29 protein-coding genes are annotated in these 25,491 nt (G+C 68.5%); 11 read left to right on the top strand and 18 right to left on the bottom strand.

Annotation, left to right across the window (positions count from 1 at the left end; genetic code table 11):
* Positions 1–21: 21 nt before the first annotated feature.
* On the bottom strand, positions 22–549 hold the full coding sequence (locus tag BLS11_RS02220; protein WP_092532268.1) for an SHOCT domain-containing protein: 528 nt from the start codon (positions 547–549) through the stop codon (positions 22–24).
* A gap of 101 nt (positions 550–650) precedes the next feature.
* On the opposite strand from BLS11_RS02220, the gene BLS11_RS02225 reads away from it, so the two are divergent.
* The gene (locus BLS11_RS02225) at positions 651–1,388 is read left to right on the top strand and encodes a GIY-YIG domain-containing protein (protein ID WP_092532271.1); all 738 of its coding nucleotides are present in this window, start codon (positions 651–653) and stop codon (positions 1,386–1,388) included.
* Between the two features lie 36 nt (positions 1,389–1,424).
* On the opposite strand, the gene BLS11_RS02230 is transcribed toward BLS11_RS02225, so the two are convergent.
* Entirely contained in the window at positions 1,425–2,489 is a 1,065-nt protein-coding gene (locus BLS11_RS02230; protein ID WP_092532274.1) for a deoxyhypusine synthase, read from the bottom strand.
* 71 nt (positions 2,490–2,560) lie between these two features.
* A complete protein-coding gene (locus BLS11_RS02235; protein WP_092534435.1) occupies positions 2,561–3,325 on the bottom strand; it encodes a Nif3-like dinuclear metal center hexameric protein in 765 nt (254 codons plus the stop codon).
* A gap of 367 nt (positions 3,326–3,692) precedes the next feature.
* Between BLS11_RS02235 and BLS11_RS02240 the strand changes: the two genes are divergently transcribed.
* Positions 3,693–4,061 (top strand): DUF8097 family protein, encoded by a 369-nt coding sequence (locus BLS11_RS02240; RefSeq protein ID WP_092532277.1) that lies wholly within the window; start codon positions 3,693–3,695, stop codon positions 4,059–4,061.
* 17 nt (positions 4,062–4,078) lie between these two features.
* On the opposite strand, the gene speB is transcribed toward BLS11_RS02240, so the two are convergent.
* The gene (gene speB, locus BLS11_RS02245; RefSeq protein WP_092532280.1) at positions 4,079–4,903 is read right to left on the bottom strand and encodes an agmatinase; all 825 of its coding nucleotides are present in this window, start codon (positions 4,901–4,903) and stop codon (positions 4,079–4,081) included.
* Positions 4,904–4,908: 5 nt separating this feature from the next.
* The gene (locus BLS11_RS02250; RefSeq protein WP_092532283.1) at positions 4,909–5,283 is read right to left on the bottom strand and encodes a translation initiation factor IF-5A; all 375 of its coding nucleotides are present in this window, start codon (positions 5,281–5,283) and stop codon (positions 4,909–4,911) included.
* 197 nt (positions 5,284–5,480) lie between these two features.
* Here BLS11_RS02250 and BLS11_RS02255 point away from each other — a divergent pair, with 197 nt between their 5' ends.
* Positions 5,481–6,020 (top strand): hypothetical protein, encoded by a 540-nt coding sequence (locus BLS11_RS02255; protein ID WP_092532286.1) that lies wholly within the window; start codon positions 5,481–5,483, stop codon positions 6,018–6,020.
* 80 nt (positions 6,021–6,100) lie between these two features.
* Positions 6,101–6,298 carry a hypothetical protein gene (locus BLS11_RS02260; protein WP_092532289.1) on the top strand — a complete coding sequence of 66 codons (198 nt, stop codon included), beginning with the start codon at positions 6,101–6,103 and terminating at the stop codon, positions 6,296–6,298.
* 44 nt (positions 6,299–6,342) lie between these two features.
* On the opposite strand, the gene BLS11_RS02265 is transcribed toward BLS11_RS02260, so the two are convergent.
* From BLS11_RS02265 to BLS11_RS02275, 3 genes are all read right to left on the bottom strand, one after another.
* Positions 6,343–6,825, bottom strand: a complete 483-nt coding sequence (locus tag BLS11_RS02265) for a DUF5518 domain-containing protein (protein WP_175454357.1) — start codon at positions 6,823–6,825, stop codon at positions 6,343–6,345.
* Between the two features lie 65 nt (positions 6,826–6,890).
* Positions 6,891–8,567, bottom strand: a complete 1,677-nt coding sequence (locus BLS11_RS02270) for an ABC1 kinase family protein (protein WP_092532292.1) — start codon at positions 8,565–8,567, stop codon at positions 6,891–6,893.
* A gap of 12 nt (positions 8,568–8,579) precedes the next feature.
* Entirely contained in the window at positions 8,580–8,948 is a 369-nt protein-coding gene (locus BLS11_RS02275; protein ID WP_092532295.1) for an Hsp20/alpha crystallin family protein, read from the bottom strand.
* Between the two features lie 133 nt (positions 8,949–9,081).
* Between BLS11_RS02275 and BLS11_RS02280 the strand changes: the two genes are divergently transcribed.
* A complete protein-coding gene (locus tag BLS11_RS02280; RefSeq protein ID WP_092532298.1) occupies positions 9,082–10,347 on the top strand; it encodes a molybdopterin molybdotransferase MoeA in 1,266 nt (421 codons plus the stop codon).
* Entirely contained in the window at positions 10,335–12,230 is a 1,896-nt protein-coding gene (locus BLS11_RS02285) for a molybdopterin biosynthesis protein (protein ID WP_092532300.1), read from the top strand. Before BLS11_RS02280 ends, BLS11_RS02285 begins: the two co-directional genes overlap by 13 nt.
* Positions 12,231–12,302: 72 nt before the next feature.
* Here BLS11_RS02285 and BLS11_RS02290 read toward each other — a convergent pair whose 3' ends face one another.
* The 7 genes from BLS11_RS02290 to BLS11_RS02320 all read right to left on the bottom strand — a co-directional run bounded on the left by BLS11_RS02290 (position 12,303) and on the right by BLS11_RS02320 (position 17,391).
* The gene (locus BLS11_RS02290; RefSeq protein WP_092532303.1) at positions 12,303–12,995 is read right to left on the bottom strand and encodes an HAD family hydrolase; all 693 of its coding nucleotides are present in this window, start codon (positions 12,993–12,995) and stop codon (positions 12,303–12,305) included.
* 78 nt (positions 12,996–13,073) lie between these two features.
* Positions 13,074–13,442: an LWR-salt protein gene (lwrS, locus tag BLS11_RS02295; protein ID WP_092532306.1), complete on the bottom strand. Its 369-nt coding sequence runs from the start codon at positions 13,440–13,442 to the stop codon at positions 13,074–13,076.
* 4 nt (positions 13,443–13,446) lie between these two features.
* Positions 13,447–13,722: a 4a-hydroxytetrahydrobiopterin dehydratase gene (locus BLS11_RS02300; RefSeq protein WP_092532309.1), complete on the bottom strand. Its 276-nt coding sequence runs from the start codon at positions 13,720–13,722 to the stop codon at positions 13,447–13,449.
* Between the two features lie 42 nt (positions 13,723–13,764).
* Entirely contained in the window at positions 13,765–15,150 is a 1,386-nt protein-coding gene (gene hemA / locus BLS11_RS02305; RefSeq protein ID WP_092532312.1) for a glutamyl-tRNA reductase, read from the bottom strand.
* Complete coding sequence (locus BLS11_RS02310; protein WP_092532315.1) at positions 15,147–15,794, bottom strand: precorrin-2 dehydrogenase/sirohydrochlorin ferrochelatase family protein; 648 nt, start codon at positions 15,792–15,794, stop codon at positions 15,147–15,149. The genes hemA and BLS11_RS02310 overlap by 4 nt, the downstream gene beginning before the upstream one ends.
* Before the next feature lie 25 nt (positions 15,795–15,819).
* Positions 15,820–16,890 (bottom strand): siroheme decarboxylase subunit beta, encoded by a 1,071-nt coding sequence (gene ahbB / locus BLS11_RS02315; protein ID WP_092532318.1) that lies wholly within the window; start codon positions 16,888–16,890, stop codon positions 15,820–15,822.
* Between the two features lie 102 nt (positions 16,891–16,992).
* Positions 16,993–17,391: a DUF5778 family protein gene (locus BLS11_RS02320; RefSeq protein WP_092532321.1), complete on the bottom strand. Its 399-nt coding sequence runs from the start codon at positions 17,389–17,391 to the stop codon at positions 16,993–16,995.
* Positions 17,392–17,529: 138 nt separating this feature from the next.
* Between BLS11_RS02320 and uppS the strand changes: the two genes are divergently transcribed.
* Positions 17,530–18,459 carry a polyprenyl diphosphate synthase gene (uppS, locus tag BLS11_RS02325; protein WP_092532324.1) on the top strand — a complete coding sequence of 310 codons (930 nt, stop codon included), beginning with the start codon at positions 17,530–17,532 and terminating at the stop codon, positions 18,457–18,459.
* Between the two features lie 57 nt (positions 18,460–18,516).
* Here the strand turns inward: uppS and BLS11_RS02330 are convergent, their stop codons facing one another.
* A complete protein-coding gene (locus BLS11_RS02330; RefSeq protein ID WP_092532327.1) occupies positions 18,517–19,125 on the bottom strand; it encodes an undecaprenyl diphosphate synthase family protein in 609 nt (202 codons plus the stop codon).
* Positions 19,126–19,254: 129 nt separating this feature from the next.
* Here BLS11_RS02330 and BLS11_RS02335 point away from each other — a divergent pair, with 129 nt between their 5' ends.
* Entirely contained in the window at positions 19,255–20,562 is a 1,308-nt protein-coding gene (locus tag BLS11_RS02335) for a DUF92 domain-containing protein (RefSeq protein ID WP_092532330.1), read from the top strand.
* Positions 20,562–20,984, top strand: a complete 423-nt coding sequence (locus BLS11_RS02340; protein ID WP_092532333.1) for a GNAT family N-acetyltransferase — start codon at positions 20,562–20,564, stop codon at positions 20,982–20,984. Before BLS11_RS02335 ends, BLS11_RS02340 begins: the two co-directional genes overlap by 1 nt.
* A 42-nt stretch (positions 20,985–21,026) precedes the next feature.
* Here the strand turns inward: BLS11_RS02340 and dnaG are convergent, their stop codons facing one another.
* Both dnaG and BLS11_RS02350 read right to left on the bottom strand, forming a co-directional pair.
* The gene (dnaG, locus tag BLS11_RS02345; RefSeq protein ID WP_092532336.1) at positions 21,027–22,646 is read right to left on the bottom strand and encodes a DNA primase DnaG; all 1,620 of its coding nucleotides are present in this window, start codon (positions 22,644–22,646) and stop codon (positions 21,027–21,029) included.
* 191 nt (positions 22,647–22,837) lie between these two features.
* On the bottom strand, positions 22,838–23,566 hold the full coding sequence (locus BLS11_RS02350) for a sugar phosphate isomerase/epimerase family protein (RefSeq protein ID WP_092532339.1): 729 nt from the start codon (positions 23,564–23,566) through the stop codon (positions 22,838–22,840).
* Positions 23,567–23,712: 146 nt separating this feature from the next.
* On the opposite strand from BLS11_RS02350, the gene BLS11_RS02355 reads away from it, so the two are divergent.
* On the top strand, positions 23,713–23,937 hold the full coding sequence (locus BLS11_RS02355; RefSeq protein WP_092532342.1) for a DUF3311 domain-containing protein: 225 nt from the start codon (positions 23,713–23,715) through the stop codon (positions 23,935–23,937).
* Position 23,938: 1 nt separating this feature from the next.
* Positions 23,939–25,441, top strand: coding sequence for a sodium:solute symporter family protein (locus tag BLS11_RS02360; protein ID WP_092532345.1), 1,503 nt, complete (start codon positions 23,939–23,941; stop codon positions 25,439–25,441).
* The last annotated feature ends 50 nt before the right edge of the window (positions 25,442–25,491 follow it).

The raw sequence follows: 25,491 nt of genomic DNA on the forward strand, positions 1-25,491 counted from the left end.
CTACTCCCGACAGTCGCGGCGTCAGTACCGCCCTTCGCGGAGCGTCTCGCGCCGTTCCCGCTCCGCCCGCGCGTCGTCCACCGAGTCGTTCGCGACGAGTCTGTCGACCCGCCGTTCGAACTCCCGTTCGTCTATCTCGCCCGCGACGTACCGCCGTTTCAGGTCCTCCAAGGCGTCCTGCGCCTTCTCCTCGGGGGACGGCTCCGGTTCGGACACCGCCTCCGAGAGGCCGAGTTTTCGAAGCGGCGGGTACGTCCGTTCGGCGAACTCCGCGAGGCGTTGGACGCGCCCGCCGCGCGGAACCGACGCGCGCCGGGCGAGCGCGTACACGAAGCCGACGCTTCCGAAGACCGCACCGAGGAGGGCGACGCCAGCGAGCGGAACCCACGGGACGGCGAGTTCGAAGGCCGCGCCGACGACCGACGCGCCCGTGACGAACGCCGACCCGAGGACCAACGCGCCGTACCCGAGGACGACTGCCAGAAGCGTCCCCGACAGCAGGAGGGTGACGACGGAGAGGCCGAGGAGGCGGTCGCGGAGGAGACTCATTACTCGACGGTAGGACGCCGCGAGTTGCTATATCTGTCGGAAGTCGGAACCCCGCCGCCTCGAACGAACCGTTAAATAGGGGGACGCGGCACCGCAGAGTAGTGACCGAGACTGCGCGACTCGCCGACCTCGACCGCCTGTACGACATCTTCGACGACCTCGCCGCGAGAGTCGGCGGTCCGCGGCGGTTGGCAGACTGTCACGGGCGCATGAACTGGCCCGACCGCGGCGTCTACTTCTTCTTCGCGCCGGGCGAGACGCGGGCGTCGTCGGGGCAACTCCGACTGACGCGCGTCGGAACGCACGCCGTCAGCGAAGGGAGCAAGACGACCCTCTGGGACCGCCTCAAACAGCACTACGGGACGGGAGACGGCAGTTCGGCGCACCCGCACGGCGGAAACCACCGCGGATCGGTGTACCGACTGCGCGTCGGCGAGGCGCTCGTCGAACGCCACGGGCTCGCGGACGCGTACCCCGATTGGGGAACGTCCCGGATCCCCGCCGACCGACCGCGGGGCGAGGTTCGCGACGAGGAGTACCCGCTGGAGCGGTGGGTGAGCGTCTACCTCCGGAACCAGCCGTTCCTCTGGGTCGACGTTCCGGACGCGCCCGCCGCCGAGAGCGACCGGGCGCGAATCGAGCGGAACGTCATCGCCCTCGTCAGCAACTACGGCGGCCCCGTCGCGGACGCCCGGTCGGCCGACTGGCTCGGGAAACACAGCCCGAACGCGGAGATACGAGCCTCGGGGCTGTGGAACGTCGAACACGTCGCAGAAGAGTACGATCCGGCGGCGTTGGAGACGCTCGCGGAGTACGTCGCCGAGACGGACCCGCTCTAACTGACCGCGTCCGACGCTTCCGGCCCCGCTGTCCGCTCAGAACTCCAGTTCCTCGGCGCGTTCGCGCGCGCCGGCGGCGACCAACGGGAGCGTGACCGTCGCGTCGCCGACGACGGTGACGTTCTTCGCGGACTTCTCCAGTTTCCCCCACGACCGGGCCTCGTCCAGCGTCGCGCCGGAGAGGCCGCCGGTGTGGTCGGGGTCCATCGTGAGTTGGACGGCGTAGTCGTAGGCGTCGGGGATGGTCAGCATCGTCTGGAGGACGTAGTTCTTGGGGACGCCCCCGCCGACGACCATCGCGCCCGCCTTCTCCGCCTCGAACGCGAGATCCGAGAGGTGCGTCATGTCCTTCAGGGCGTCGAGCGTGAACTCCGACGTTTGAGAGTATATCCACGCCTGAATCCCCAGCACGGAGTCCTGAATCGCCGGGCAGTAGATGGGCACGTCGTTCTCGTAGGCCGCGGCGGCGACGCCGGCGTCCTCCTCGATTCCCTCCTCCCGATTGCGTTCGAGGTTCGCCCGCCCGAGTTCGGCGGTGAACTCCTGAATCGACACCGTGCGTTCGACGTTCGGGAAGACGTTCTCGCGGAGGTGCCCCTCGAACAGCGCGAAGTACTCCTGCGGCAGGTAGACGTTGTAGATGCGGTCTACCTCCTCGTCGCGGAGGTGTTCGTCGTGGTCTCGCGTCGTCTCGCCCGTCGGTTCGGCGTCCTCGTTGGAAGGGTGGGGGTCGTGCGGTTCCGCGCGGCCGTGGTGGTGCTTGCCGCCGACGGCCTCGATGGCGTCGTGGGTGAGGTTCGCGCCCGTCGTCACGAGGGCGTCGATGTGGCCGTCGCGGATGAGGTCCACGACTATCTGGCGCATCCCCGTCGGCACCATCGCGCCCGCGAGGCCGAAGAAGTTCGTCACGTCGTCGCGGGCCAGCATCTCGGCGTACGTGTCGACGGCGCGGTTGACGTTCGCCGCTCCGATGCCCGCCTTGCCGTACTCCGCGGCGAGTTCGCCGACGGTCATCCCCGCCTCGACGCGGGCGTGACCGATGGGGTTCTCCGCGAACTCCTCGCGGTTCGGTGGCTGGTACTCGTGGTCGTCGTCGCTCATGCGTACGCTTGCGCGGCGGCCGGATTTGAACGCGACGATGCCGGGCCGAGCGAAAAAGGAGCGTCCGATTCTCAGAGACCGGTCGGGTGGTCGACGTACGTCGTCTCCAGTCCCCACTCGTCCGCGAGGGCGGCGAGGCTCCGGACGCCGAACGTCTCCGTCGCGTAGTGGCCCGCGAGGAAGACGTTGATTCCGGCCTCCTTGGCCTCGTGGTACACCTTCTGTTTCCCCTCGCCGGTGACGAACGCGTCCGCGCCCGCTTCGACGGCCTCGTCCAACCAATCGACGCCCGACCCGGTGACTATCGCCACGTCGGTCACCTCCTCGGGGCCGAAGTCGAACACCCGCGTCGGATTTCCGTCGTTATCGAGGGCGTCGAGTTCGTCGCGGAGTCCCTCGACCGTGTACGAGTTCGACGCTCGACCCGCCTGTCCGATTTCGACCGGCCCGAGCGACCCGAACGGCTCTCGCGCTTCGAGTCCGAGGTGGTCTGCGACCCCCGCGGCGTTGCCGTGCGTCTGGTGGCCGTCGAGGGGCAGATGTGAGACGTAGAGGGCGAGGTCGTTCTCGACCAGCGGTTCGATTCGCTCGTACGCGCGGCCGGTCACCCGGTCGAGGCCGCCCCAGACGAGGCCGTGGTGCGTCACGAGGAGATCCGCGTCCGCCTCGACGGCCGCCTCGATGGTCGCCTCGGCGGCGTCCACGGCGAAGGCGACGCGCTCGACCGACCCCTCCGCGGGGCCGACCTGCAGTCCGTTGGCGCTTGCGTCCACGTCCGCGAACTCCTCTGTGTTCAGTTCCTCGTCGTAGCGGGCAACGACGTCCGAGAGGTCCATGTCGCGTCGGTCGGCCTCCCGACGCTTGTATCCTCCCGATTCGGCCCGGAGGTCCGCCGCGCGGACGGCCACGACGCCTTTGTACGTCCCCGGACTACTACCGACCCCGTTCGCTCCGAACGGGTCGAAACGAGTTCCGCGGCCACGGCCGCGGGTGTCCACAATGGGTAAGTTCAGCAAAGCATTCCTCATCTGGCGACGACTGCCGCGACGGTACAAGCGTCGCATCACCAGCAAGGCACGACGCCTCGTCCGACGCGTCACCGGAAGGTGACGCGCGAGGGCCGACGCTCGTTTCCTTCCCCCTTTCGAAGTCCTGTCCCGCCTCCACAGAAATGTATATAGGTTGACAGACACAGGAGTACGTATGGTATCCCGCCGACGGGCGGTCGCCGAGTTCCTCATCTCGGTCGCCGCGCTCGTCACCCAAACGTACAGTCGAAACGTTCTGAATCGACGCGAGGAGTACGACGACCTGCCCTCGCTCTCGGCAAAGGGGATACTCGTCGGCACGCTCTACCAACTCGCCTACCACTCGGCGTTCGACCGGGACTGGGGGCAGATGCGGTCGAACAAGTATCGAGGAGTCGCGTACTCCCTCTGCTGGGCGTTGATCCAGCGGCGACTGTTCCCGAGCGACGGGTTCCAACAGGGGTTCGGTACCGGCGGCCTCGTGGGGACGATTCTCTACCGACTCTGGTACGGCGTTCTCCACCCGGTACCCGGTTCGGAGTAGCGGGCCCGGAGATCAGACTACCGCTCCGACCGCGCGGCGGCGTGCGAGAAGACGAACTCGCGGAGTAGTTTCCCCGAGAGCGACGCCGCCTGTCCGTCGTCTCTGTCGTTGACCTCCACGACGTCGAAGCCGCCGGCGTGCGGGGCGACGGCGCGGACGATATCGCGCATCTCGCGGGGTTCGAGGCCGAACGGTTCGGGCGTCCCCGTTCCCGGCGCGAACGCGGGGTCCGCGGCGTCGATATCGACGCTCAGGTAGACCGACCGGCCGTCGAACCGGTCGCCGGGTTCCCACGAGGCCGCCTCCTCCGGCGGAACGACGGTCACGTCGTCGTCTTCGGCGCGGTCCCACTCCGCTTCCGACCCGGTTCGAGCGCCGACGATCACCGCCTCCTCCGCGCCGAGTTCGTCGAGGACGCGGCGCGTGAGCGTGGCGTGACTCCACTCGTTGCCGTCGTACTCGCGTCTGAGGTCGAGGTGCGCGTCGAGGCAGACGAACACGTCCGGTTCGACGGCGTCGACGCCCGCCGTGGTGACGGTGTGCTCGCCGCCGAGAAGGAGGGGGACGGCGTCGTCCCACACCACGTCCGTGAGCGTGCCGCTCACCCACTCGACGTACGCCTCGGCGTCGTCCCACGGGTGGACGTCGCCCTCGTCGTGTACTCCGAGGTCGGAAAAGCGCAGGTCGGTTCGCCGGTCGTAGTCGTCGAACGTCCGGGCGAACCGCCGGATTCTCTCGGGGCCGAATCGGGCCCCCGGGCGAAACGACGTCGAGATATCCAGCGGGGCGCCCACGACGACGTACGCGGCGTCGTCACGCGATGCGGTCGCCCCGGGGAACATCTCGATTATACGATCTTCCGCTGTCCCTCGTACTCGAGGTACTCAATCTCGTCTTCGGGCGAGAGCTCCTCGTCCTCGGGGATGCGCATCGTGAACGTCTCGTACGTCTCGAGGTCCATAATCTGAGCGTCGTCGTCGGTGACGGAGACGACCTGTCCCTGCTTCCGCTCGATGATGGGGACCCACACCTTCGCGTCGACCGGTTGGGAGAGCGACCGCTTCCGGTTGTCGAAGACGCCCTTGCCCTCGATGCGGGCCTTCGCGCTGCCGTGCTTCCCGGGCTTTGCGGTGCTGTAGGCGTTTATCTTACAGGGGGAGTCGTCCATCATCACGTAACTTCCTTCCTGCAGTTCGCGGACCTGCTTCTGCTCTTTCGCCATATCTCCGCGTTATCGGGTTGTGGGTATAAACGGTTTGGAAACGCCGCGATGGGACGGTAGCGACGCGTGACACCCGGGAGACAGCTCTCCCCGTACCGCGGTTCGGGTCGGCCGGATCGACCGATTGCGGTCCGCACAGTTCTCTCGAACGATAACTGTATCCGAGCCTATACATACTCGGCCGGCAGATTGGGGGTATGCGAGCGTCCACATCCCCCTCTGCCTCCGCGGACCCCGTCGAGACGGTCGTCAGGCGACTCTCGGTCCCCGCGGGGACGGAGCTCGCTCGGTCGCTCCTCCGCGGCGTCGGGGAGGACGCGGTGGAGCGACACGGCGCGTTCTCCGCCGCCTTGGGTGCGGTCCGCGCCGTGGGCCGCCGCCTCGACATCGACGTCCCGGAGGTGTGCGCCGCGGCGTCCGAACTCGGAATCGACCCCCGCGAAGCCCTCGCCGCCGAACGAAAACTGGAGGCCGAACTGTCGCCGCCCGGCGACCGAGACGACGTGGAACGACTCTCCTCGCGCATCACGGCGTACGCCGTCCTGTTGGACGCGTTGGAGAACGGCGTCTCCGCGGACGACCTCTCGGTGCCGGTCGACGATACCGTGGACTTCGACGCCGCCGCCGTCAGCGAACACCTCGGCCGACTGAAAGCCGACAAGGCGATGGCGCAACTCGGCTTCCGCCTGTACGACATCGCCCGCGACGACGACTACGACGAGTACGACGCCGCGTAGTCGGCACGCGGATTTTCGGACGGTTTTCGTGACAGAACTCTACACTTTTCGAATACCGTTCCTATGTGCGCATCCGAACGATGTTCTCACGCGCTATAGACGAATACGGTTCCAACGCCAGCGCACTCCTGTTAATCGCAGTCGCCGCCGCCGACATCGTCGTTCGCCCGCGGGTTGGCGCCGGGGTCCGCGGAGAACTCGACGCCGCAATCATCCTCGGGGCACTCGTCCTCGTCGGCGTCTCCGTCGCGACGCTCCTGAACGAATACGGGCGATGAGCGGTCGCTGACGGCTCCGCGAGAAGCGCAGTTCGACGGGGTCGTCACGTCTCCTCGTTCGGGTCCGACCCCAACCACCCGACGTTACCCTCCGTTCCGCCGTCGGTCGTCACGCGGGCGTCCGTCGTCGGGCCGCCGCCGTCGAACCGGTCCTCGCGGTGCCGGCGGACGAAACTGCCGAACGTCCCCGCGACGGCGTTCGGAAGCGTCACGGAGAGGAGGATTCCGGTCGACGCCGCGCCGGGCGTGGTGAAGAACGGAGCGAGATACTCGTAGGGGAACGGGAGCGTCCCGTCGCCGGTCACCGCGAGGACGACGAGTCCGGGGATGAGGAGCGTCCCCCACGCCAGAGAGGAGAGGAGGCCGTGCCACGCCCCGTCGGAGGATTCGGGGCCGACGACGTATCCGGCGACCGCGCTTCCGGCGAGTCCCCCCACGAGCGTCACGCGACCCGTGAGCGCGAAGACGAGCGCTTCGCTACACGCCGCTAGCGCGAACCCGGCTAGCACGGCCCGCCAGCGAGTCATACCCTGCGTATGGAAACTCCTCCCGTATAAACGCATCCTCCCGAGACTCAGGTTTGATACCGACCTCACTCCTCGCGGCGTTCGCGGAGGTTCTGGCGGGTGAACTGCGGCGTCGCGCGAACCCCCCGCTTCGACCGGAACGACCGGTACAGGAGGACGGCGACGGGAATCGTGAGCAGGGCGGCGACGGCGGCGGGGAGGACGCTCGTCTGGTCGAACGCGTACAGAATCGACGTCGAGAGCGCGCCGACGGCGAGGAGGATGCTGTAGGCGATGCGGCGCGCGAGTCGGTCGAAGACGCCGTTTTTGTCCTCGACGCGGATGTTGACGCTGAGGTTCTCCCGTTCGAGTCGGTCCAGCGTCCGGTCGAGTTTCGGCGGGACGGTAAACAGCGCTTGCGAGGTTCGTTGGACTTGCCTGCCCGCGTCTTTGGCGAGTTCTCTGGCCGTCTCCTCGTAGTACCCCTCCTCGCGGAGGTACGCCGTCGCCACCGCGATGAAGTCGAAGTCGGAGTCCAACGTGACGCAGACGCCCTCGACGACGGTGGCGACGCGGAGGACCAAGGCGAGATTGCGCGGCAGGCGCAGGGGGAACTCGTAGATGGTCGATTCCACCTGCTCGATTATCTGTTGGACGCGGTACTGCTCGATGTCCTCGCCGCGGGCGTCGGCGATGGCGAGTTCCATCACGTCGCCCATCACCTGCCGGTCGGCCTCCGGCGAGAGCGTCCCCATCTCGATGAGGGCGTCCAAGATGCCGTCGATGTCCTGATTGGCGATGGAGACGTAGAAATCCACTATCTTGTCTTGGATGAACGGTTCGACCTCTCCGGACATGCCGAAGTCGTAGAAGATGATGCGCCCCTCGTCGTCCACCGCCAGATTCCCGGGGTGGGGGTCGGCGTGGAAGACGCCGTCGTCGATTATCATCTGCAGGTAGACGCGTTGGAGCGTCGTCGCCAGTTGCGTCCGGTCGAGACCCATCTCGTCGAGGGCCGCCACGTCGTTTATCTTCGTCCCCGGGAGGTACTCCATCGTGAGGACGCGCGGTCCGGAGCGTTCCGGGACGGGCGCGGGGATGCGGATGGCGTCGTCGCCCTCGAAGTTCGACCGAATCTGTTCGAGGATGCGCCGTTCGCGGCCGTAGTCCATCTCCTGTCTGATGGTCTTTGCGAACTCGTCGGCGAGATTTTCGAGGGAGAACGCCCGACCCTCCCCGATGAAGCGCCTGACGACCGGGAGCGACCACCGGACGACCCGGAGGTCCGCCTCCACGAGTTTCTCGATGCCGGGGCGGCGAACCTTCACCGCCACGGGGTCGCCCTCGTACTCCGCGGTGTACACCTGCCCGAGACTCGCGCCGCTTATCGGGTCGGGGTCGAACTCGTCGAACGCCTCCGAGACGGGGCCGAGTTCCGCCTCCAAGACCTGACTCGACTCCTCCCACGGGGCCGGCGGCACGTCGTCCTGAAGGCTCGACAGCACCTCGATGTACTCCGGCGGGAGGATGTCCGGGCGCGTCGAGAGCAGTTGGCCGAGTTTGATGAACGTCGGCCCGAGCGTCAGAAGCGAGTCGAGCAGAATCCCCGCCCGACGCACCCGCATGTCGGGGCTGACGCTCCGGGACCCGCCGAACAGGAAGAACCGACGGCGGTCTCTCGCGTAGGCGACTATCAGCGGGGAGAACTGGTAGACGACGACGAGGAACCGCCAGTACGCGCGGATGTTGACCAGCGTCACCACCTCACCGCGGCGTCAGGCTCCGTCCTCGTCTGTGGTGATCGGGATGCTCCGTTCGGGCGCGGCGGTGCGCTTGGGGAGGCGAATCGTGAGGACGCCGCGTTCCATCTCCGCGTCCGCCCCCGCGCCGGTGGCGTCCGGCGGGAGGGGGAGTTCGGCGTCGAGGAACAGCGACCGGTCCTCGCGGACGTACTGGAACTCCGCCGGCAGGCGCTTCTCCCGCCGAGCCTCGATGGTGAGACGGCCGCTATCGACGCCGATGTCGGCCGTCTCGGCCGTGACGCCGGGGAGGTCCAACACGATCAGGTACGCGTCTTCGGACTCTAGCAGGTCGGCGAACACCGCGTCGGGGAGTTCCTGAAGCGCGTCCCGCAGTGCAGACATACGCCGACGTAAGGGTGCCTCGGGCTAAAACCCCCCGGTCGCGGCTGTCGATTCGGGCCGTAAGGCCTTTTTCGGCGGCGCGCACCGCCCGGCGCTACGCCCCTTTTTGGTTCCGGGCGCGCAACGGTCTACCATGGACGCAGCGGACTCCGATTCCGACGACCCCGGCGCGGACCGACGCGCCGCCGGGTTCAAAGACCGGACGCGGGTCGCCGCCGCCAGAGAGACGCTTCTCTCGGCGGCGACGCCCCACGAACGGACGGAACGACTCCCCCTCGGTCCCGCCGACGGGCGGGCGGTGGCGGAACCGGTAACGTCGCCGCGGCCCGTCCCCGGGTACGACCGGGCGGCGATGGACGGGTGGGCGGTCCGCGCGCGGGATACGTTCGGCGCGTCGGGTCGGTCGCCCGAGATTCTCCGCGTCGGGGCCGAAGACGCGGACACCGGCGGGGAGGTCGCCCCCGGCGAGGCCGTCAGGGTCCACACCGGGAGCGAACTCCCGCCGGGTGCGGACGCCGTCGTGATGATAGAGGAGACGGAGGCGGTCGGGGGCGAACTCGAAGTGTTCGACGCCGTCACCGAGAGCGAGAACGTCGGCCCGGTCGGCGAGGACGTTTCGGAGGGGCAACACCTGTTCGACGCGGGTCACAGGCTCCGGCCCTCGGACCTCGGCCTCCTCAAATCGGTCGGCGTCGACGAGGTGTCCGTCTACGAACGGCCGACCGTCGGCGTGATTCCGACGGGCGAGGAACTCGTTCAGGAGGACCCCGGCCCCGGCGAGATAGTCGAGACGAACGGGTTGACGGTCACCCGACTGGTGGACCGGTGGGGCGGCGTCCCCACCTACCGGAACGTCGTCACCGACGAGGAGGCGGCCCTCCGGGCGGCGATTCAACGCGACCTGACGAAGGATATCGTCGTCACCACCGGCGGGTCGTCCGTCGGCGAACGCGACTTGGTGCCCGAAGTCGTCGACGAACTCGGCGAGGTACTCGTCCACGGCGTCGCCCTCAAACCCGGCCACCCGGTCGCCCTCGGCGTCGTCGAGGAGACGCCCGTCGTGATGCTCCCGGGCTACCCCGTCGCCTGCATCGTCAACGCCGTGCAGTTCCTCAGGCCCCTCGTGAAGCGCGTCGGCCACCTGCCCGACTCGCCGTTCCCGACGGTCGAAGCCCGCCTGGAACGCAAGATTCCGAGCGAACCCGGCGTCAGAACGTTCGCGCGCGTCCGCCTCGATTCGGACGACGGAGAACGGGTTGCTACCCCCACTCGCGCGTCTGGGTCGGGCGTCCTCTCCTCGGTCGCCCTCGCCGACGGGTGGGTCGTCGTCCCCGAGGACCGCGAGGGGTACGCCGAGGGCGAGACGGTCGCCGTCGAAGACTGGGAGTGGTCGGCGTGAGTGAACGCAAGGAGTTCCGTGACCTCGCACCGCCGGAGGAGGCCCACGAGGCCATCGCCTCGTTGGACCTCGAACCCGACCCGGAGACGGTCCCCCTCGCGGAGGCCCGCGGGAGAGTCCTCGCGGAGCGAATCGACGCCGAGTTGGACGTGCCGGGGTTCGACCGCGCGAGCATGGACGGGTACGCCGTCCGCGGCCGGGACACCTTCGGCGCGGACGAGGCCGACCCCGTGACGTTGGACCTCGCGGGGTCGGTCCACGCCGGAAGCGAACCCGACGTGACCGTCGGCGAGGGGGAGGCGGCCGAGATTTCGACCGGCGCGGTGATGCCGCCCGGCGCGGACGCCGTCGTCGTCGTCGAACGCACGGAGGAACGCGACGGACAGGTCGTCGTCCGGAAAGCGGTCGCGCCGGGCGACAGCGTGATGCTCGCGGGCGCGGACGTGGCCGCCGGTGCCCGAGCGTTGGGGCCGGGTACCCGCATCACGCCCCGCGAAATCGGCCTCCTCTCTGCGCTCGGTATCGACGAGGTGCCCGTCCGCGGGCGACCGGTCGTCGGCATCGTCTCCACCGGCGACGAACTCGTCCGTCCGGGCGAGGAGTTGCGGAGCGAAGCGGGGCAAATCTACGACGTGAACAGTTACACCACCGCCGCGGCCGTCGAGGAGGCGGGCGGCGAGGCGCGCCTCTACCCCCACGCCGGCGACGACTACGAGGAGATGGAGCGAATCCTCGTGGAGGCGGCCGAAGAGTGCGACTTGGTACTCTCGTCGGGTTCGACGTCGGCCTCCGCGGTGGACGTCATCTACCGCGTCATCGAGGAACGCGGCGAACTCCTGCTTCACGGCGTCGCGGTCAAACCGGGCAAGCCGATGCTCGTCGGCCGCGTCGGTGACTCGGCGTACGTCGGCCTGCCGGGCTATCCGGTCTCGGCGCTCACCATCTTCCAGACGTTCGTCGCGCCCGCCGTCCGCCGCGCCGCCGGCCTCCCCGAACCCCGAACCGCGACCGTCGAAGGGTCGATGGCCGTCCGCGAACGCTACGGCGAGGGGCGACTCCGCCTGATGCCGGTCGGGTTAGTCGAGGACGAGACGGGCGAGACGCTGGTGTACCCCGTGGACAAAGGAAGCGGCGCGACCACCTCCTTGGTCGAAGCCGACGGCGTGGTGGAGGTCCACCCGGACACGGAGTACCTCGCCGAGGGCGAATCGGTCGAGGTGCGCCTGTTCTCGCCGGACGTACGCGAACCCACGATGTTCGGCGTCGGCGAGGACGACCCCGCCCTCTCGCGTTTGCTGGACAGACTCGAACGGCCCCGGTACCTCGCCGTCGGAAGCCGAGACGGTCGCAGACGCCTCCGCGGCGGCGTGCCCGACGCGGCGGTGGTCGCCGGACCGAGCGACCGCGAGGTGGAGGCGGCCGAACTCGGCGAGTGGACGCGCGAGTGGGGTCTCGTCGTCCCGCCGGGGAACCCCGACGACGTGACCGGCCTCGCCGACCTGGCGGACGAGGACCTGCGGTTCGTCAACCGCGATACGAACTCCGGACTCCGCGCGAGTCTCGACGAGGCGGTGGCCGAGTTGGCGACCGACCGCGAGACGACGAGCACCGAACTGACGGACGCCATCGACGGGTACGAACTCGGCACGAAGGCCTACGAGAGTCCCGCCCGCGCCGTCGTCGACGGGAAAGCCGACGCGGGACTCGGCCTGCGGCAGACGGCCGAGTCGCTCGATTTGGGGTTCGTCCCCGTCGGGACGGAGACGGTTCGCGTCCGGGTGAACCCCGACAGGGCGGAGAAAGCGGGCGTCCGCGAACTCGAACGCGCGGTTCGGGACGCCGACGACGTGTTCGATTCGCTCGCCGGATACGACCGCGCCTGACCGGGTCGGACGCCGTCCCCGTCTGCGACTCTTTACTCGTTTGCCGCCGTCGGAACTCGATTCCGAAGGGGTTCAGAACCCGTCAGTACGTTCGCCGCCGTCTGCGGCGACGGCGGGGCCGTCGAGGTCGGCGAACGACTCGACGCGGTAGTCGGCTAACACGCACCGGCCGCGTCGTTCCGGCGGGTGCCGTTCGACGTGGATGCCGTGGAGGCCGGCGTTCCACGCCGCGCCGATATCGCTCGCGCCGTCGCCGGCGAGGACGCCCGCCCCCGCGTCGTCGGGGTCGAGACCCAACCGCTCGATGGCGTGGCGGACGGGCGCGGGGTCGGGTTTCCACCCGAGGTCGGCCGTACAGCAGACGATGGTGTCGAACCACTCGCGGATGTCGAGGTGGTCCACCACGGGGTCCGTGAGGAACTGCTGGCAGTGCGTCACCACCCCGACCGGCACGTCCCGGGACCGGAGGTCGGCCACCAATGCCGCGGCGTCGTCGTGGAGGAACGTCGCCTCCGCGCGGGCCTGCGGGTCTTCGACGGCGTGGAAGGCGTCCCAGAACGCCTCGGGGTCGAGACCCCACTCGCGGAGTTGCGGGTCGCGCGCGCCGCCGAGGCCGTGCCAGAGGATTTCGGCCTCGCGGTCGGTGAACTCCCGGCCCAACCGGTCGCCGACCCGGTCGAACGTCTCGCGGGTGTACGACCACTCGACGTCGACGACCGTCCCGTCGAGGTCGAACAGCCAGAAGTCGTACGCGTCGGCAATCATGGACGAAGCGATAAGCGGCGACGAGATAAGTGTGTTGCGCCGATTCGCGCGACCGAGAACGCCCCCGGTTCCGGCCGGTCAGGGCCTGACGTGGATGGAACTGCCGAAATACTTCGTCAGCGTCTCGTCTACCGCCTCGGAGTTGAACAGGTCGAGGTTGTCGGCTATCTCCGCTTTCAACGCGTCGAGGTACTCCCCGTCGGTCCGCAGTTCCCGGAACGAGACGGACTCGACGGGGACCGAAAGCCACTCCTCGGCGAGTTCGCGGGCGTATCGCTCGTCGTTGACCTCGCCGCGCCAAAGCGCGTCCCGGAAGAACAGCCAATCGCCCTCGCCCGGCGGGTCCGCCTCGAGTTCGACGGTGGCGTCGAACGCTCGCGGGTCGGTTTCGACGCCCGGGAGCGTTTCGAGGCCGAACCGCACCTTGAAGACGTACGCCGCGCGCACGGGACTACACCTCGTCGTCGAACAGACCGGCCAGACGGATGTCCTGGTCGGTGATGCCGCCCTCCTCGTGACTCGTCAGGCGGACTTCGACCTCCTTGTACCCGACGCGAATCTCGGGGTGGTGAAACTCCTCTTCGGCCACCTCGCCGACGCGGGTGACGAACTCGATTCCCTTCAGGTAGTCGTCGAACTCGTACGTCTTCGTTATCTCGTCTCCCTCGCGGTCCCACCCCTTCGGGAGCTTTCGCTGAATCTCGTCGTCGCTGAGCAGGTCGGCCATGTGAGGAAATGTCGAACGGATTCGGGATAACGTTTCTCCCCGTCAGTCGTCCGACAGGCTTTCGAGGACGCGCTGGGGGATGTCGTCGTCGGGACTCGGGTTCACGTCGGCGGGCATCCCGTCGGGGCGTCCCTCGGAGGACTCCCCCGACTCGCCGTCGTCCCCCGAGAAGTGGGGCATCTCGCCCTCGAAGTCGGGGTTGAACAGTCGCATGGCGGTCTGGATGGTGGACCAGTCGTCCTCGGCGGCGGCGTCGCGGAGACTCTTCGTCGGCGCGGAGAGCAACTGTCCGACGAGGGCGTCCGCCATCGACGCCACCGTCTCGCGTTGCTCCGGCGTGAGAGTGCCCTGCGACTCCAGTTTCGAGAGGGCGGTCTGGACCTCTCGCTCCTTGACGCGTTCGGCGGACTCGTACATCGCGCCGATGGCCTCGTCGGCGCGCTTTCGCTTGTAGGAGTCGAGCAGGCGGTCGAACTCGTCGTCTATCATCGCCTCGACGCGGCGCGCCGCCTCCTCGCGGAGCGCCCGCGTCTCGTCGGTCACCGCTTCGAGGGCGTCGATGTCGCGGACGACGACGCCGGACGCCTCGCCTGCGGCGGGGTCCACGTCGCGGGGTTGGGCGATGTCGATGAGCATCGTCTCGCCCGCCCCGGCAACCTCGGGTTCCGAGATGACGTACGTCGGACTCCCGGTGGCGGTGATGACCACCTCGGCCTCCGCGACGGCCTCGTCCACGTCGTCCAACGGGACGGCGCGGGCGGGACTGTCCACCAACTCCGCGAGATGTTCGGCGTTCGAGAGCGTCCGGTTCGCCACGACGACTTCCTCGACGTCCGCGGCGGCCAACGCCTCGGCGGCGAGGCGGCCCATCTCGCCCGCGCCGACGACCAACGCGGTGGCTCCCGCGACGTCCACCTCGGACGCCGCGAGTTTGACCGCCGCCGACCCGAGGGAGACGGCCCCCTCGTTGATGCGCGTCTCCGTCCGGGCGCGTTCGCCGACGTGAACCGCCTTCGTCAGGGCGTCGTCGAGGACCGGTCCGACCGCCCCGGCCTCCCGCGCCGACTCGGCGGCGCGCTTGAGTTGGCCGAGTATCTGGTCCTCGCCGAGGACGAGCGATTCGAGTCCGGCGGCGACCCGCATGAGGTGCCGCAGGCTCTGCTCGTGGTCCATCTCGACGACGGAGCCGTCGCGGACGTCGGGCGCGAAGTCGTCGAGGGCGCGGCGTCCGACCGCCACGGCGTCGGTGACGACGTACGCCTCCGCCCTGTTGCAGGTCTGGATGGCGAACGCCTCCTCGACGCCGTCCCGCGAGAGGAGACACTCGACGACGGTTTCGGCGTCGTCCGTCGACGCCGACTCTATCTCCTCGATGCTCGCAGACTCGTGCGAGACGCGGACGCCAGTTATCACTCCGGCGTCTCTCATCGGTCACCCCCCATCGTGTTACGTATCACGCGGTCTGCCTCTTGACGGGGATTAGATTCCCCCGTACGTAAAGCCTTCCAAACGCTCGGCGACCGTACGACGGCTCGGACGGCCTCTCGGCGCTTCTCCGGCGCGTAGCCGTCGCGTTTCAGTTCCGTCCGCAGGTCGGCGGTCAGGTCGGCTATCGCCCCCGCGCCGTCGAGTTCCGACTCGACCCGTTCGCGGAGGTACTTCGCGAGGGCGGGACTCGCGCCGCCGGTGGAGATGGCCGCCGTCACGTCGCCGTCCGTCGCCGTCGCGGGGACGACGACGCTTCCCGCCTCTCTGCCGCCACTCTCGTCGGCGCGGTTGACCAGCGCACCGCGGCCCCGGGCGGCGCGTTCGGCCGCCTCGTTCACCGCCTCGTCGTCCGTCGCGGCGACGACGAGAGCGGGGTCCGTCCGGGCGACCCACTCCTCGACACCGTCGGGCGCCGGAGCATCGCGGACGCGTTCGGCCCCGCCGAAATCGTCGTCCGCAAAGTCGGGACTGACGACGATAACCTCCGCTTCGGCGGCGAACCGACGCGCCTTCCGCGCGCCGACGCGTCCGCCGCCGAAGACGAGGACCGTCTCGCCCGCGAAGTCGTGGTACAGCGGTATCACTCGTGGTCTCCCTCCGTGCGTCGTCTCACTGGGTGTTCGCCTCCGCGCGTTCGTCCATGCGGATGCCGGTCTTCTTCAGGATGCGCGTCGAGAACAGGGTGTCCCAGTCGTCGTCGCCGACGTCCCAGTACGTCTCCATCTCCTCGCGCACCCGTTCGATTCGCTCCTCGCTCTCCTCCTCGCTCCGACCGTGGGTCATCGCGAAGAAGTTGTACGGCCAGACGCCCTCGTGGCGGGGCCGCCGGTAGCAGTGGGTCACGAAGTCGAGTCCGGCGACGGCGGGACCCACCTCCTCGACCACCTCGTCCGGGACGTTCCAGACGGTCATGCCGTTCTCCGTGTAGCCGAGGGCGTAGTGGTTGGGGATGACGCCGACGCGGCGCACCTTCCCCTCCGTCTCGAACCGCTTTATCGTCCGGACGACCCACTCCGTCTCGGCGTCGATGGCCGCGGCCACGTCGGCGTACGGCGTCTCCGTTATCGGGAGGCCGCCCTGAATCTCCAGCACCAAGTCGCGTTCCGCGGGCGTCAGCGTCCGCCGCGACTCGGGGTCCACCTCGGGGCCGAGGTGCGACAGGTCAACGTCGCCGTCGGGGACGGGACCGTCGAGCATGAACTTCGCCTCGACGCGGAACTCCCGTTTCTTCGGCAGGTTGTACGTCGGTTGCCCCGTCTCCGCCTCTATCCCGGCGAGAACCTCCTCGACGCGTTCCTCGTCGGCGACGCTGACGACGAACCAGACGTTGAGGTGCGGATGTTCGCGTTCGTAGTTGTGCGCGACTTCGCGGTGGGCGTTGACCGTCTCGACCACCTCGTCGAACCGGTCCTCGGGGGCGTGCATGGCGACGAGCGTCGCCGTCCCCCCTATCTCCTCGGCGTTGACGAGTGCGCCGAACCGGGTGAGGACGCCCGACTCGTCGAGGCGTCGGACGCGTTCGAGAAGTTCGTCGGCGGTCACCTCGACGCCGCGTTCCCGGAGTGCCGCGGCGGCCGGTTCGAACGGACGTTCCACCACGGGGAACCCGCCCTGAAACGCGTTGACGATGGCGCGGTCGAGTTCCGTCAGGTCCTCGACGTCGGCGTCGGCCCTACTCATTACCTCTCTTTCAGTATTCTGGATGGATAAGCGTCTCGAAGGAGGTGACGTTTCGGGGCGTCTACCGCCCGATCCAGCCCGATTAACCGTGTACGTCCGAGGTCAGGGAACGGGCGTCACGCGGTCGACGTGGGCCAACTCTTCGAGTTCATCGACGATGGCGTCGTGGTCGGCGGTGGCCTCGTAGTAGAACACGATGTCGAACGTCCCGTTCCGGAGCAGTTGCTGGCACTCCCAGACGAACTCCTCGTCGTCGAGCGTCAGGCCTTGGAACTGGTTGGAGGCGAAGTCCGTGTCGTCGTTGCCGGCGTAGATGTACGTCTCGCCCTTCCCGGCGTGCGCCGCGATGACTTCGTTCGCGTCGACGGTGAGTTCCTGCATCTCCAAGTCCTCCTGTCCGTCGAGGTCCGTGTGGACGATGGCGCCCACGAGTTCGATATCGCCCGGTTCGAGGAGCGCCATCGTGCGCTTGTAGAGGTCGTCGTCTACGGCGTCGGTCATGGGCGAAACTCGTCGCCCCGGGATAAACGGGTGGCGGTTTCCGCCAACCCCGGCTGTCGTCTCGCCGGACGAGTTTCCGCGCCGACAGTTCACGGGAACGAAAAGACACATACCGTTTGCGGCGGATGTACGTCGTATATGTTGCAGTGGGCTCGTCGTCGATTCGCTAGCGCGTACGAGCAGATGCTCCGGCGGGAGGTCGGGAACGGCCCCGACCACGTCGCCATCATCCAAGACGGAAACAGGCGGTACGCGCGCAAAAGCGGCGACGACGTGTCCGAAGGCCACAGGGAGGGCGTGAAGACGACCGAACAGGTCCTCAACTGGTGCGACGAACTCGGCGTCGAGGAACTCACCCTCTACACCTTCTCGACGGAGAACTTCGACCGCCCGGAGGACCAGCTCGAAGCGCTCTTCGACCTCATCGAGTCGAAGTTGTACGAGTTCGCCGACGCCGACCGGGTCCACGACGGCGAGGTCCGAATCTCCGCCATCGGAGAGGTCGAACTCCTCCCCGACAGACTGCAGGAGGCCGTCGAGTACGCGGAGGACCGGACCCGCGAGTACGACGGCTTCCGGTTGAACATCGCCCTTGCGTACGGCGGGCGGGCGGAACTTCTCGGGGCGGCCCGCGACGTCTGCCGCGCCGTCGAACGCGGCGACCTCTCGCCCGAGGACATCGGCGTCGAGGAGATAGACCGACGACTGTACCGCCAACCCGCCCGCGACGTCGACCTCATCATCCGCACCGGCGGCGACGAACGCACCTCGAACTTCCTCCCGTGGCACGCGAACGGCAACGAAGCGGCCGTCTACTTCTGTGCGCCCTACTGGCCGGAGTTCTCGAAGGCCGACTTCCTCCGCGGCCTCCGGACGTACGAGTCCCGCGAGAAGTCGTGGCAGCGCACCCGGTCGGAACGGGCGGTGGCCCTCGTCCGCGCCGTCGCCGAGACGGAACTCGCCGAGGCGCGCACCGTCGCGGGCCGCCTCCGAGAGCAACTGTCCTCGACGGGAGCGCAGCAGGTCACCGCGGAGTTGGAGCGTCAGGGCGAGGAAATCGCGGACTGACGAGCTAGTCAACCGACCGAATTTCCGTCGCTCGCTTCGCTCGTGACGACGTTTGGCCTACCGGCCAAACCTTCGCTGTCGGTTCTGGTAGTCCAACACCGCCCGCAGGTAGTCGCGCTTCCTGAAGTCCCGCCAGTTCACGTCGGTGAAGTACAGTTCCGAGTAGACGGACTGCCAAATCATGAAATCCGAGAGCCGTTCCGCGCCGGTCTTCAGCACCAAGTCGGGTTCGTCGGGGAAGACGAGTCGCTCTTCGACGTGGTGTTCGTCCACGTCGTCGGGCGAGACGTTCCCCGCTTCGACTTCCGTGGCGATGGAGCGGACGGCCTCCGCGAACTCGTGTTTGCCGCCGAGGCCGATGCTCACCTGCACGGGCGTATCGACGCGTTCCGTGTCGTCCGGCCCGCGGACGGCGAGCGTTCGCGGACTCTGCACTTCGGTGAGTTCCCGTTCGAGCGTCGGCACGACGGCTTCGTCGAGGACGCTCACCGAGACGGTGACCTGTTCTGCGCCGTACTCGAACGCCCAGCCGAAGAACTCCTCTAGCGTGTCGTACGCGCCCTGTTCCAACAGGTCGCGTTCGGTGATGACCACCGCGACGTGTTCCGGGGGGTCGGACTCGTGGCGTCTGTGGCGGAGGGCGAGGTAGCGGTCGTACAGTCCCACGCCCAATCCTCCGTGGCGGCGCGAGTAAATCCCACCGGTTCGCGCGAACCCTCGGCCCGCCCGCGGAACCGTCAGACGGAGACGGGCAATGTCGGGAGCGTTAAGTGCGAGTCGGAGATATCGAACGGTGTGCATTCGACGCTTCGGCGAGCGGGTGGGTTCGCCGTGGTGGGGACGCTGGCTCTGGCGGCGCCGGCGCTGAACGGTGCGGCGTTCGCGCCGTTCGCGGCAGTCGCGCTCTTGGCCGCGTTCGTCATCACGGACGGTCCGCTGTTCGAGCTGTTCGCCCGGCCCGGAGACCGACAGGACGGCCGGCTGAACGGCCTCGCGGGGTTCGCACTCGCCGCGGCCGGACTGGCCATCTTCTCCACCGTGATGGACCTCCCGGTGGACCTGTTCGTCGCCGCCGTCGTCGTCCTCGCCTACGGCAACCTCGGCGCGGAACTCGTCGCCGAGACGTCGGACGACCCGTTCCTCGGCACCGCAGGTTTCGTCTTCGGGGGGTTCCTCGCGGGCATCCTCGCGCAGGCGGCCGTCGCGTCGTACGTCGGCGGCGAGGTTCTCCTCCCGCGCTTCGCCTTCCTCGCGGCCGCCGCCGCCCTCGTCGCGGCGTTGGTCCGCGAAGTGCTCTTCGAGCAGGACGACCCGCTCGTGATGCTCTCTGCGGGACTCCTGCTGTGGCTGTTCGACTTCCTCGCCGACACCGTCGCGCCGGTCGAAATCGCCGTCGCCTTGGTCGTCACCGTCTTCCTCGGCTACGTCTCGTACGCCTTGGGAACCGCGTCCGTCGCGGGGATGCTGACGGGCGTCCTCCTCGGACTCCTCACCATCGTCTTCGGCGGGTTCGGCTGGTTCGTCGTCCTCATCTCCTTCTTCGCTATCGGCGGCCTCTCGGCGAAGTTCAAGTACGACGCGAAGAAGGACCGCGGCGTCGCAGAAGACAACGACGGGGCGCGCGGCACCGGCAACGTCCTCGGCAACGCCGCCGTCGCCCTCGTCGCCGTCGTCCTGTTCGCCGCGAGTCCGTGGCTTCCCGTCGGCGCGGACGTCTTCCAGTACGCCTTCGCCGGGTCGCTGGCGGCGGCGATGAGCGACACGCTCTCGTCGGAAATCGGCGGGCTCTACGACAACCCTCGGCTCATCACGACGTTCGAAACCGTCGCGCCCGGCACCGACGGCGGCGTGACGTGGCAGGGGGAACTCGCCGGCGTCGCGGGCGCGGGCATCGTCGCCGCCTTCGCCTACTTCGTCCTCTCGGACGTGACGTTCGCGGGCGCGTTGGTCGTCCTCCTCGGCGGCGTCGTCGGCATGACCGTCGATAGCCTCCTCGGCGCGACGGTGGAGGGCGACCGAATCGGCAACGAGGCGGTGAACTTCGCGGCCACCGTCGTCGGCGCACTCGTCAGCACCGTCGTCGCCGTCGCCGCACTCGTCTGATGCCCGTCCGGCCGGCCCGCCCGTCCGACCGGGCCGCGCTCTCTCGCCTCCAGTCGCACCTCCCGGAGCCGTCGCCGTCGCTCCTCGCGGCGGGTAACGAGGTGGGCACGCTTCTCGTCTCCACCGACGGCGACGGACCGGCGGACCGACCGGTAGGCTACCTCCTCGCGGTCGATTCGGCCGACGGGGGACACGTCGCGGAACTCGTCGTCGCCCCCGCCCACCGCCGCGAGGGGCGCGCGTCCGAACTCCTGACGGCCTACCTCCGGGAGCGACCGGCCGGCACGCGGGTCACACTCACCGTCGCGCCCGACAACGAGGCGGCCCGGTCGCTCTACGAGGCGCACGGCTTCGAGGTCGCCGGGCGGCGTCGGGACTTCTTCGAGTCGGGCGACGCCGTCGTCTACGAGCGAACCGTCTGAGAGAAATCGTCGGACGCGGGCCGGCGGGGGCGGCGGACGCCCTCACTCGGCGACGGCCAACAGGTCCGACGCGGCGAGGACCCGGACGCCGACCGGTCGCTTCACGAACTCGCCGGTGGACGCGGCGACGGCGTGACTGACGCCGCGTTGGGCGGCCACGTCGAGGACGCGTTGCGAGAGTTCGTCGTCGAGGACGACGGCGTACGGCGCGGACTCGGCGCTCTCGACCGCGTCGAACGCGTCTTCGGCGGGCGCTTCCGAGACTGTCCGCAGTTCGTCGTCGAGGAGGCGGACCGTCCCGGAGGCGTCGCCGACGACCGCCCGGACGTGGTCGCGCAGGGACGGCGGATGCGACGCTTCGTCGCCTTCGACCGCCGCCTCGCCCCCCTCGCCGGACGAATCTGACGGTGACTCGGGCGCGGCCGCCGCCGCGTCCGTGGTCGCCGCACCGTTCCGGGCGGTTCCGGAACCCGCGTCTGCGGCGTCACCGGAACGCTTCGCGTTCCGGTTGGCAGACGAGACGCTTCGCGTCTCGTCGACGTCGGCCGGCGAGGCGTTCCTCGCGGTGGTCGCCACCAGGGCGGCGGACTCGCCCGTCTCCGCGTCGGCGACGTTCACCGCCACGTCCGGCGTTTCGCCGCCGCCCTCGGCGGGGGGTCCGTCCTCGGATGGCGCTTCGGCGGGCGTTTCGTCGGCGGCGTCGTCGGGGGCCGATTCTTCGTCTCGTTCGCTGTCGTCTGACCCCGTCTCGGGGGCGGGAGTCGCCGACTCAGTCGTCGGCGACCCCTGCGGAGGGTCCGTCACCCCACCTCCGGCGTCCGCCGCGGAGTCGGTCGCGGCGTCCCGGAAGTTCCCGTCGTCGGGAAGCATCTCGAAGGCTATCTTGTTCCGGAGGACGGACATCACCTCGTGACGAGGGAGGTCCTCGACGGACTTCCCCTCCGGGGCGAACGCGACGTAGTCCACGTCGCCCACCTGCGACAACTCCCGCAGGATGAGTTCGCCGCCCCTGTCGCCGTCGAGGAAGGCGGTGACCGTCCGCTCCTGCGTCAACTCCGCCACGTCTTCGGGGACGTTCGTCCCCTCGACGGCGACGGCGTTCTTGATGCCGTACTTCAGGAGCGTCAGCACGTCCGCGCGCCCCTCGACGACGATTATGGCGTCCGAGTCGACGACGCGCGGTCCGGCGGGGAGGCCCTCGTACTCGGTGATGTCCTCGACGCGGACGCTCTCTCTGACCTCCTCTAAAATCTCCGTGGAGGTCATCACGGTGTCGTCGAACGACTCCGCGAGGAGTTCCTTCGCGCGTTCGACCACTTCGCGTCGCTTCGCCTCGCGCACGTCCTCGATGTCCGTGACTCTGGCGTCCGCTTGGCAGGGGCCGACGCGGGTGATGGTTTCGAGCGACGCCGCGAGGATAGCCGTCTCCACCTTGTCGAGGCTGGTCGCTATCGTGACTCGCCCGAACGACTGCCCGTTCTCGCTGTCTATCTGTACGTCTATCCGACCGACTTTCGACGACTGCTGGAGGTCGCGGAGGTCGAGTTCGTCCCCGAGCAGACCCTCCGTCTGCCCGAAGATGGCGCCGACGACGTCCGAACGTTCGACGACGCCGTCGGCGGTGATGGCCGCGTGAATGAGGTATTTTGCTGTATCGTCCATTGATGAACCCCCCTCTCGGGGAATGATGATGTGAATGATGTCATGGGAAGCCCGATGACACCCTTATATTTCGTTCGCTGTCGGCAAATAACTATCGTACCGGCGGCCCGATTCGAGAGTCGTCGCAGCGTCGCCGGCGACCGGTTCCGGCGGCGTCGGGTCGAGTCGGTCGGGACGAGTCGGTCCGGCGGTTACAGTCCGCGCTCCGCCAGCCACGAGTCCGCCGATTCGAGCGATTCGAGGGGGTCGTCGGGGTCGTCGTGTTCGAAGACGACCCACTCGACGGACGCATCGCGCGCGGCGTCGAGAACGGCGTCGAGGGGAACGTCGCCCGCCCCGAGGTCCACGGGACGGCCGCCGCGCGGCGCGTCGGCGTCTTCGACTACGTCCTTCAGGTGGAGAACCTCGATTCGGTCGGCGTGTCGGTCCACGAGCGAAGCGGGGTCCGCGCCGGCGGCGTGCGCCCACCCGACGTCGAGTTCGAGTTCCACGTCGGCCTCTGTGACGACGCGTTCGAGGGCGTACTCCCCGTCGAGTTCGACGAACTCGTGTTCGTGGTTGTGGTAACCGAGGCCGGGGACGGTTCCGGCGAGTGCGCCGAGTCGGTCGGCGGTGTCCTCGGCGGCGTCTTCGTCCGCGAAGTGGTCGGGGTCGAGGTACGGGACGACGAGGGAGTCGACCCCCAACGCGTCGTACGTCTCGGCGACGCCCCGAGAGTCCGATTCGAGGGCATCGATACCGACGTGGGCCGAGGGGGCGGCGAGGCCGGTGTCGGAAAGCGCGTCGGCGACGGCGCTCTCGTCCCCGCCGATGCCGGCGAACTCCACGCCGTCGAACCCCGCCTCGGCGACGCGGCGGACCATCTCCGGCAAGGGGGCGTCCAGCGAACGGAGGGTGTACAGTTGGACGGCGGTTTGCATGTTCGTACTGTCGGACGACGCTCGCTTATACTCCGTGGGCGGTGCGGCGCCACCGGTCGCTCGTTTCGAAGAAGATATTTCTTCGATAGACGCAATCGAACTCCGAACGACAATATTTACGTCGGAAGAGTAACGAATCGGTTCCAATGACGGAGTCGAAGACGGACTACCTCTGGTACGGAGTGTTCGCCCTGCTGGTCGTGTTCGCCGTCCCGTGGTTCATGTGGCGCGACGCGGCGACGTGGGCCGGACTTCCGCTCTGGTTGTGGTGGCACATCGGCTGGATGCTCGTCGCCTCGGCGGCGTTCTACGCGTTCTCGCTGGGCGCGTGGGACAGACTGATGGCGACGGAGACGGGGGAGGGGAGTTGAGATGGCCGCGACGGACCTGCCGGTCCAACTCGGCGTCGTCGGCGCCTACCTCGTCGTCTCCGTGGCCGTCGGCGCACTCGCGTACCGCCTGACGAGTCGCGACGCGGAGGACTACTACCTCGCCAGTCGGTCGCTCGGCACCGTCGTCCTCCTGTTTACGACGTTCGCGACCCTGCTTTCGGCCTTCACGTTCTTCGGCGGGCCGAACCTCGCGTACTCCGCCGGGCCGGAGTGGATTCTCGTGATGGGGTTGATGGACGGCGTCCTCTTCGCCATCCTCTGGTATCTCGTCGGCTACCGACAGTGGCTCATCGGCCGCAGTCGGGGGTACGTGACCCTCGGCGAGATGCTCGGGGACCGCTTCGGGTCGAAGGGCCTCCGCGCACTCGTCGCCGGCGTCAGCCTGTTTTGGCTGTTCCCGTACGTGATGCTCCAGCAGATGGGCGCGGGCGAGGCCATCGTCGGCCTGACGAACGGCGCGGTTCCCTACTGGGCGGGCGCGGCGCTCATCACCCTGTTCATGATAGTGTACGTCGTCCTCGCGGGCCTCCGCGGCGTCGCGTGGACGGACACCCTGCAGGGCGTCTTCATGCTCTCTATCGTCTGGGCGGCCGTCGTCTGGGTCGTCTCGGCGGCGGGCGGCCTCGGGAGCGTCTCCGCGTCGATGGCGTCCACCGAACCGGAGTTCCTCGCCCTCGGCGGCGGCCTCTACTCGCCGCAGTGGATGATTTCCAGCGCCGTCACCATCGCCTTCGGCGTGACCATGTTCCCGCAGATAAACCAGCGGTTCTTCGTGGCGAAGGACGCCCGCGTGCTGAAGCGGTCGTTCGCGCTCTGGCCGATACTGGTCCTCCTCCTCTTCGTCCCGGCGTTTCTGCTCGGGTCGTGGGCGGCCGGGTTGGGCGTCTCCGTCCCCGAGGGTGCGAACGTCGTCCCCGTCCTCCTGAACGAGTACACGCCCGCGTGGTTCGCGGCCCTCGTCGTCGCCGGCGCGATGGCGGCGATGATGTCGTCGTCGGACTCGATGCTGCTCTCGGGGTCGTCGTACCTCACCCGCGACCTGTACCGCCCGTTCGTCGCCCCCGACGCGACGGCCGACCGGGAGGCGTGGGTCGCCCGCGGCGGCGTCGCCGCGTTCGCCCTGCTGACGTTCGTCGCCAGCCTCTTTCGGCCGGGAACGCTCGTGGAGGTGGGCGACACGGCCTTCGGCGGGTTCGCCCAACTCACCCTCCCGGTGATGGTCGCGCTCTACTGGTCGAACACGACGCGAGCGGGGATGTACGCCGGAATCGTCGGCGGACAGGCGTTCTACCTCGCGCACGTCTTCCTCCCCGAGGTGACCGTCGCCGGGGCGACGGTGCTGGGCGCGACGTACTTCACGTGGGACTACGCCCTCTGGGGGATGCTCCTCTCTTTGGTCCTCACTATCGGCGTCTCGGCGCGGACGACGGCGGCCGTGGACGAGGACGCGGACCGGTTCTCCGTCGGTCTGCGGGCGGACTGAAACGAGTCACCGCGGGCGGTCTGTCCCCCTTTCTCCCGTCGTGGGTTCGA

It is taken from the genome of Halopelagius longus (assembly GCF_900100875.1).
Classification (GTDB): Archaea; Halobacteriota; Halobacteria; order Halobacteriales; family Haloferacaceae; genus Halopelagius; species Halopelagius longus.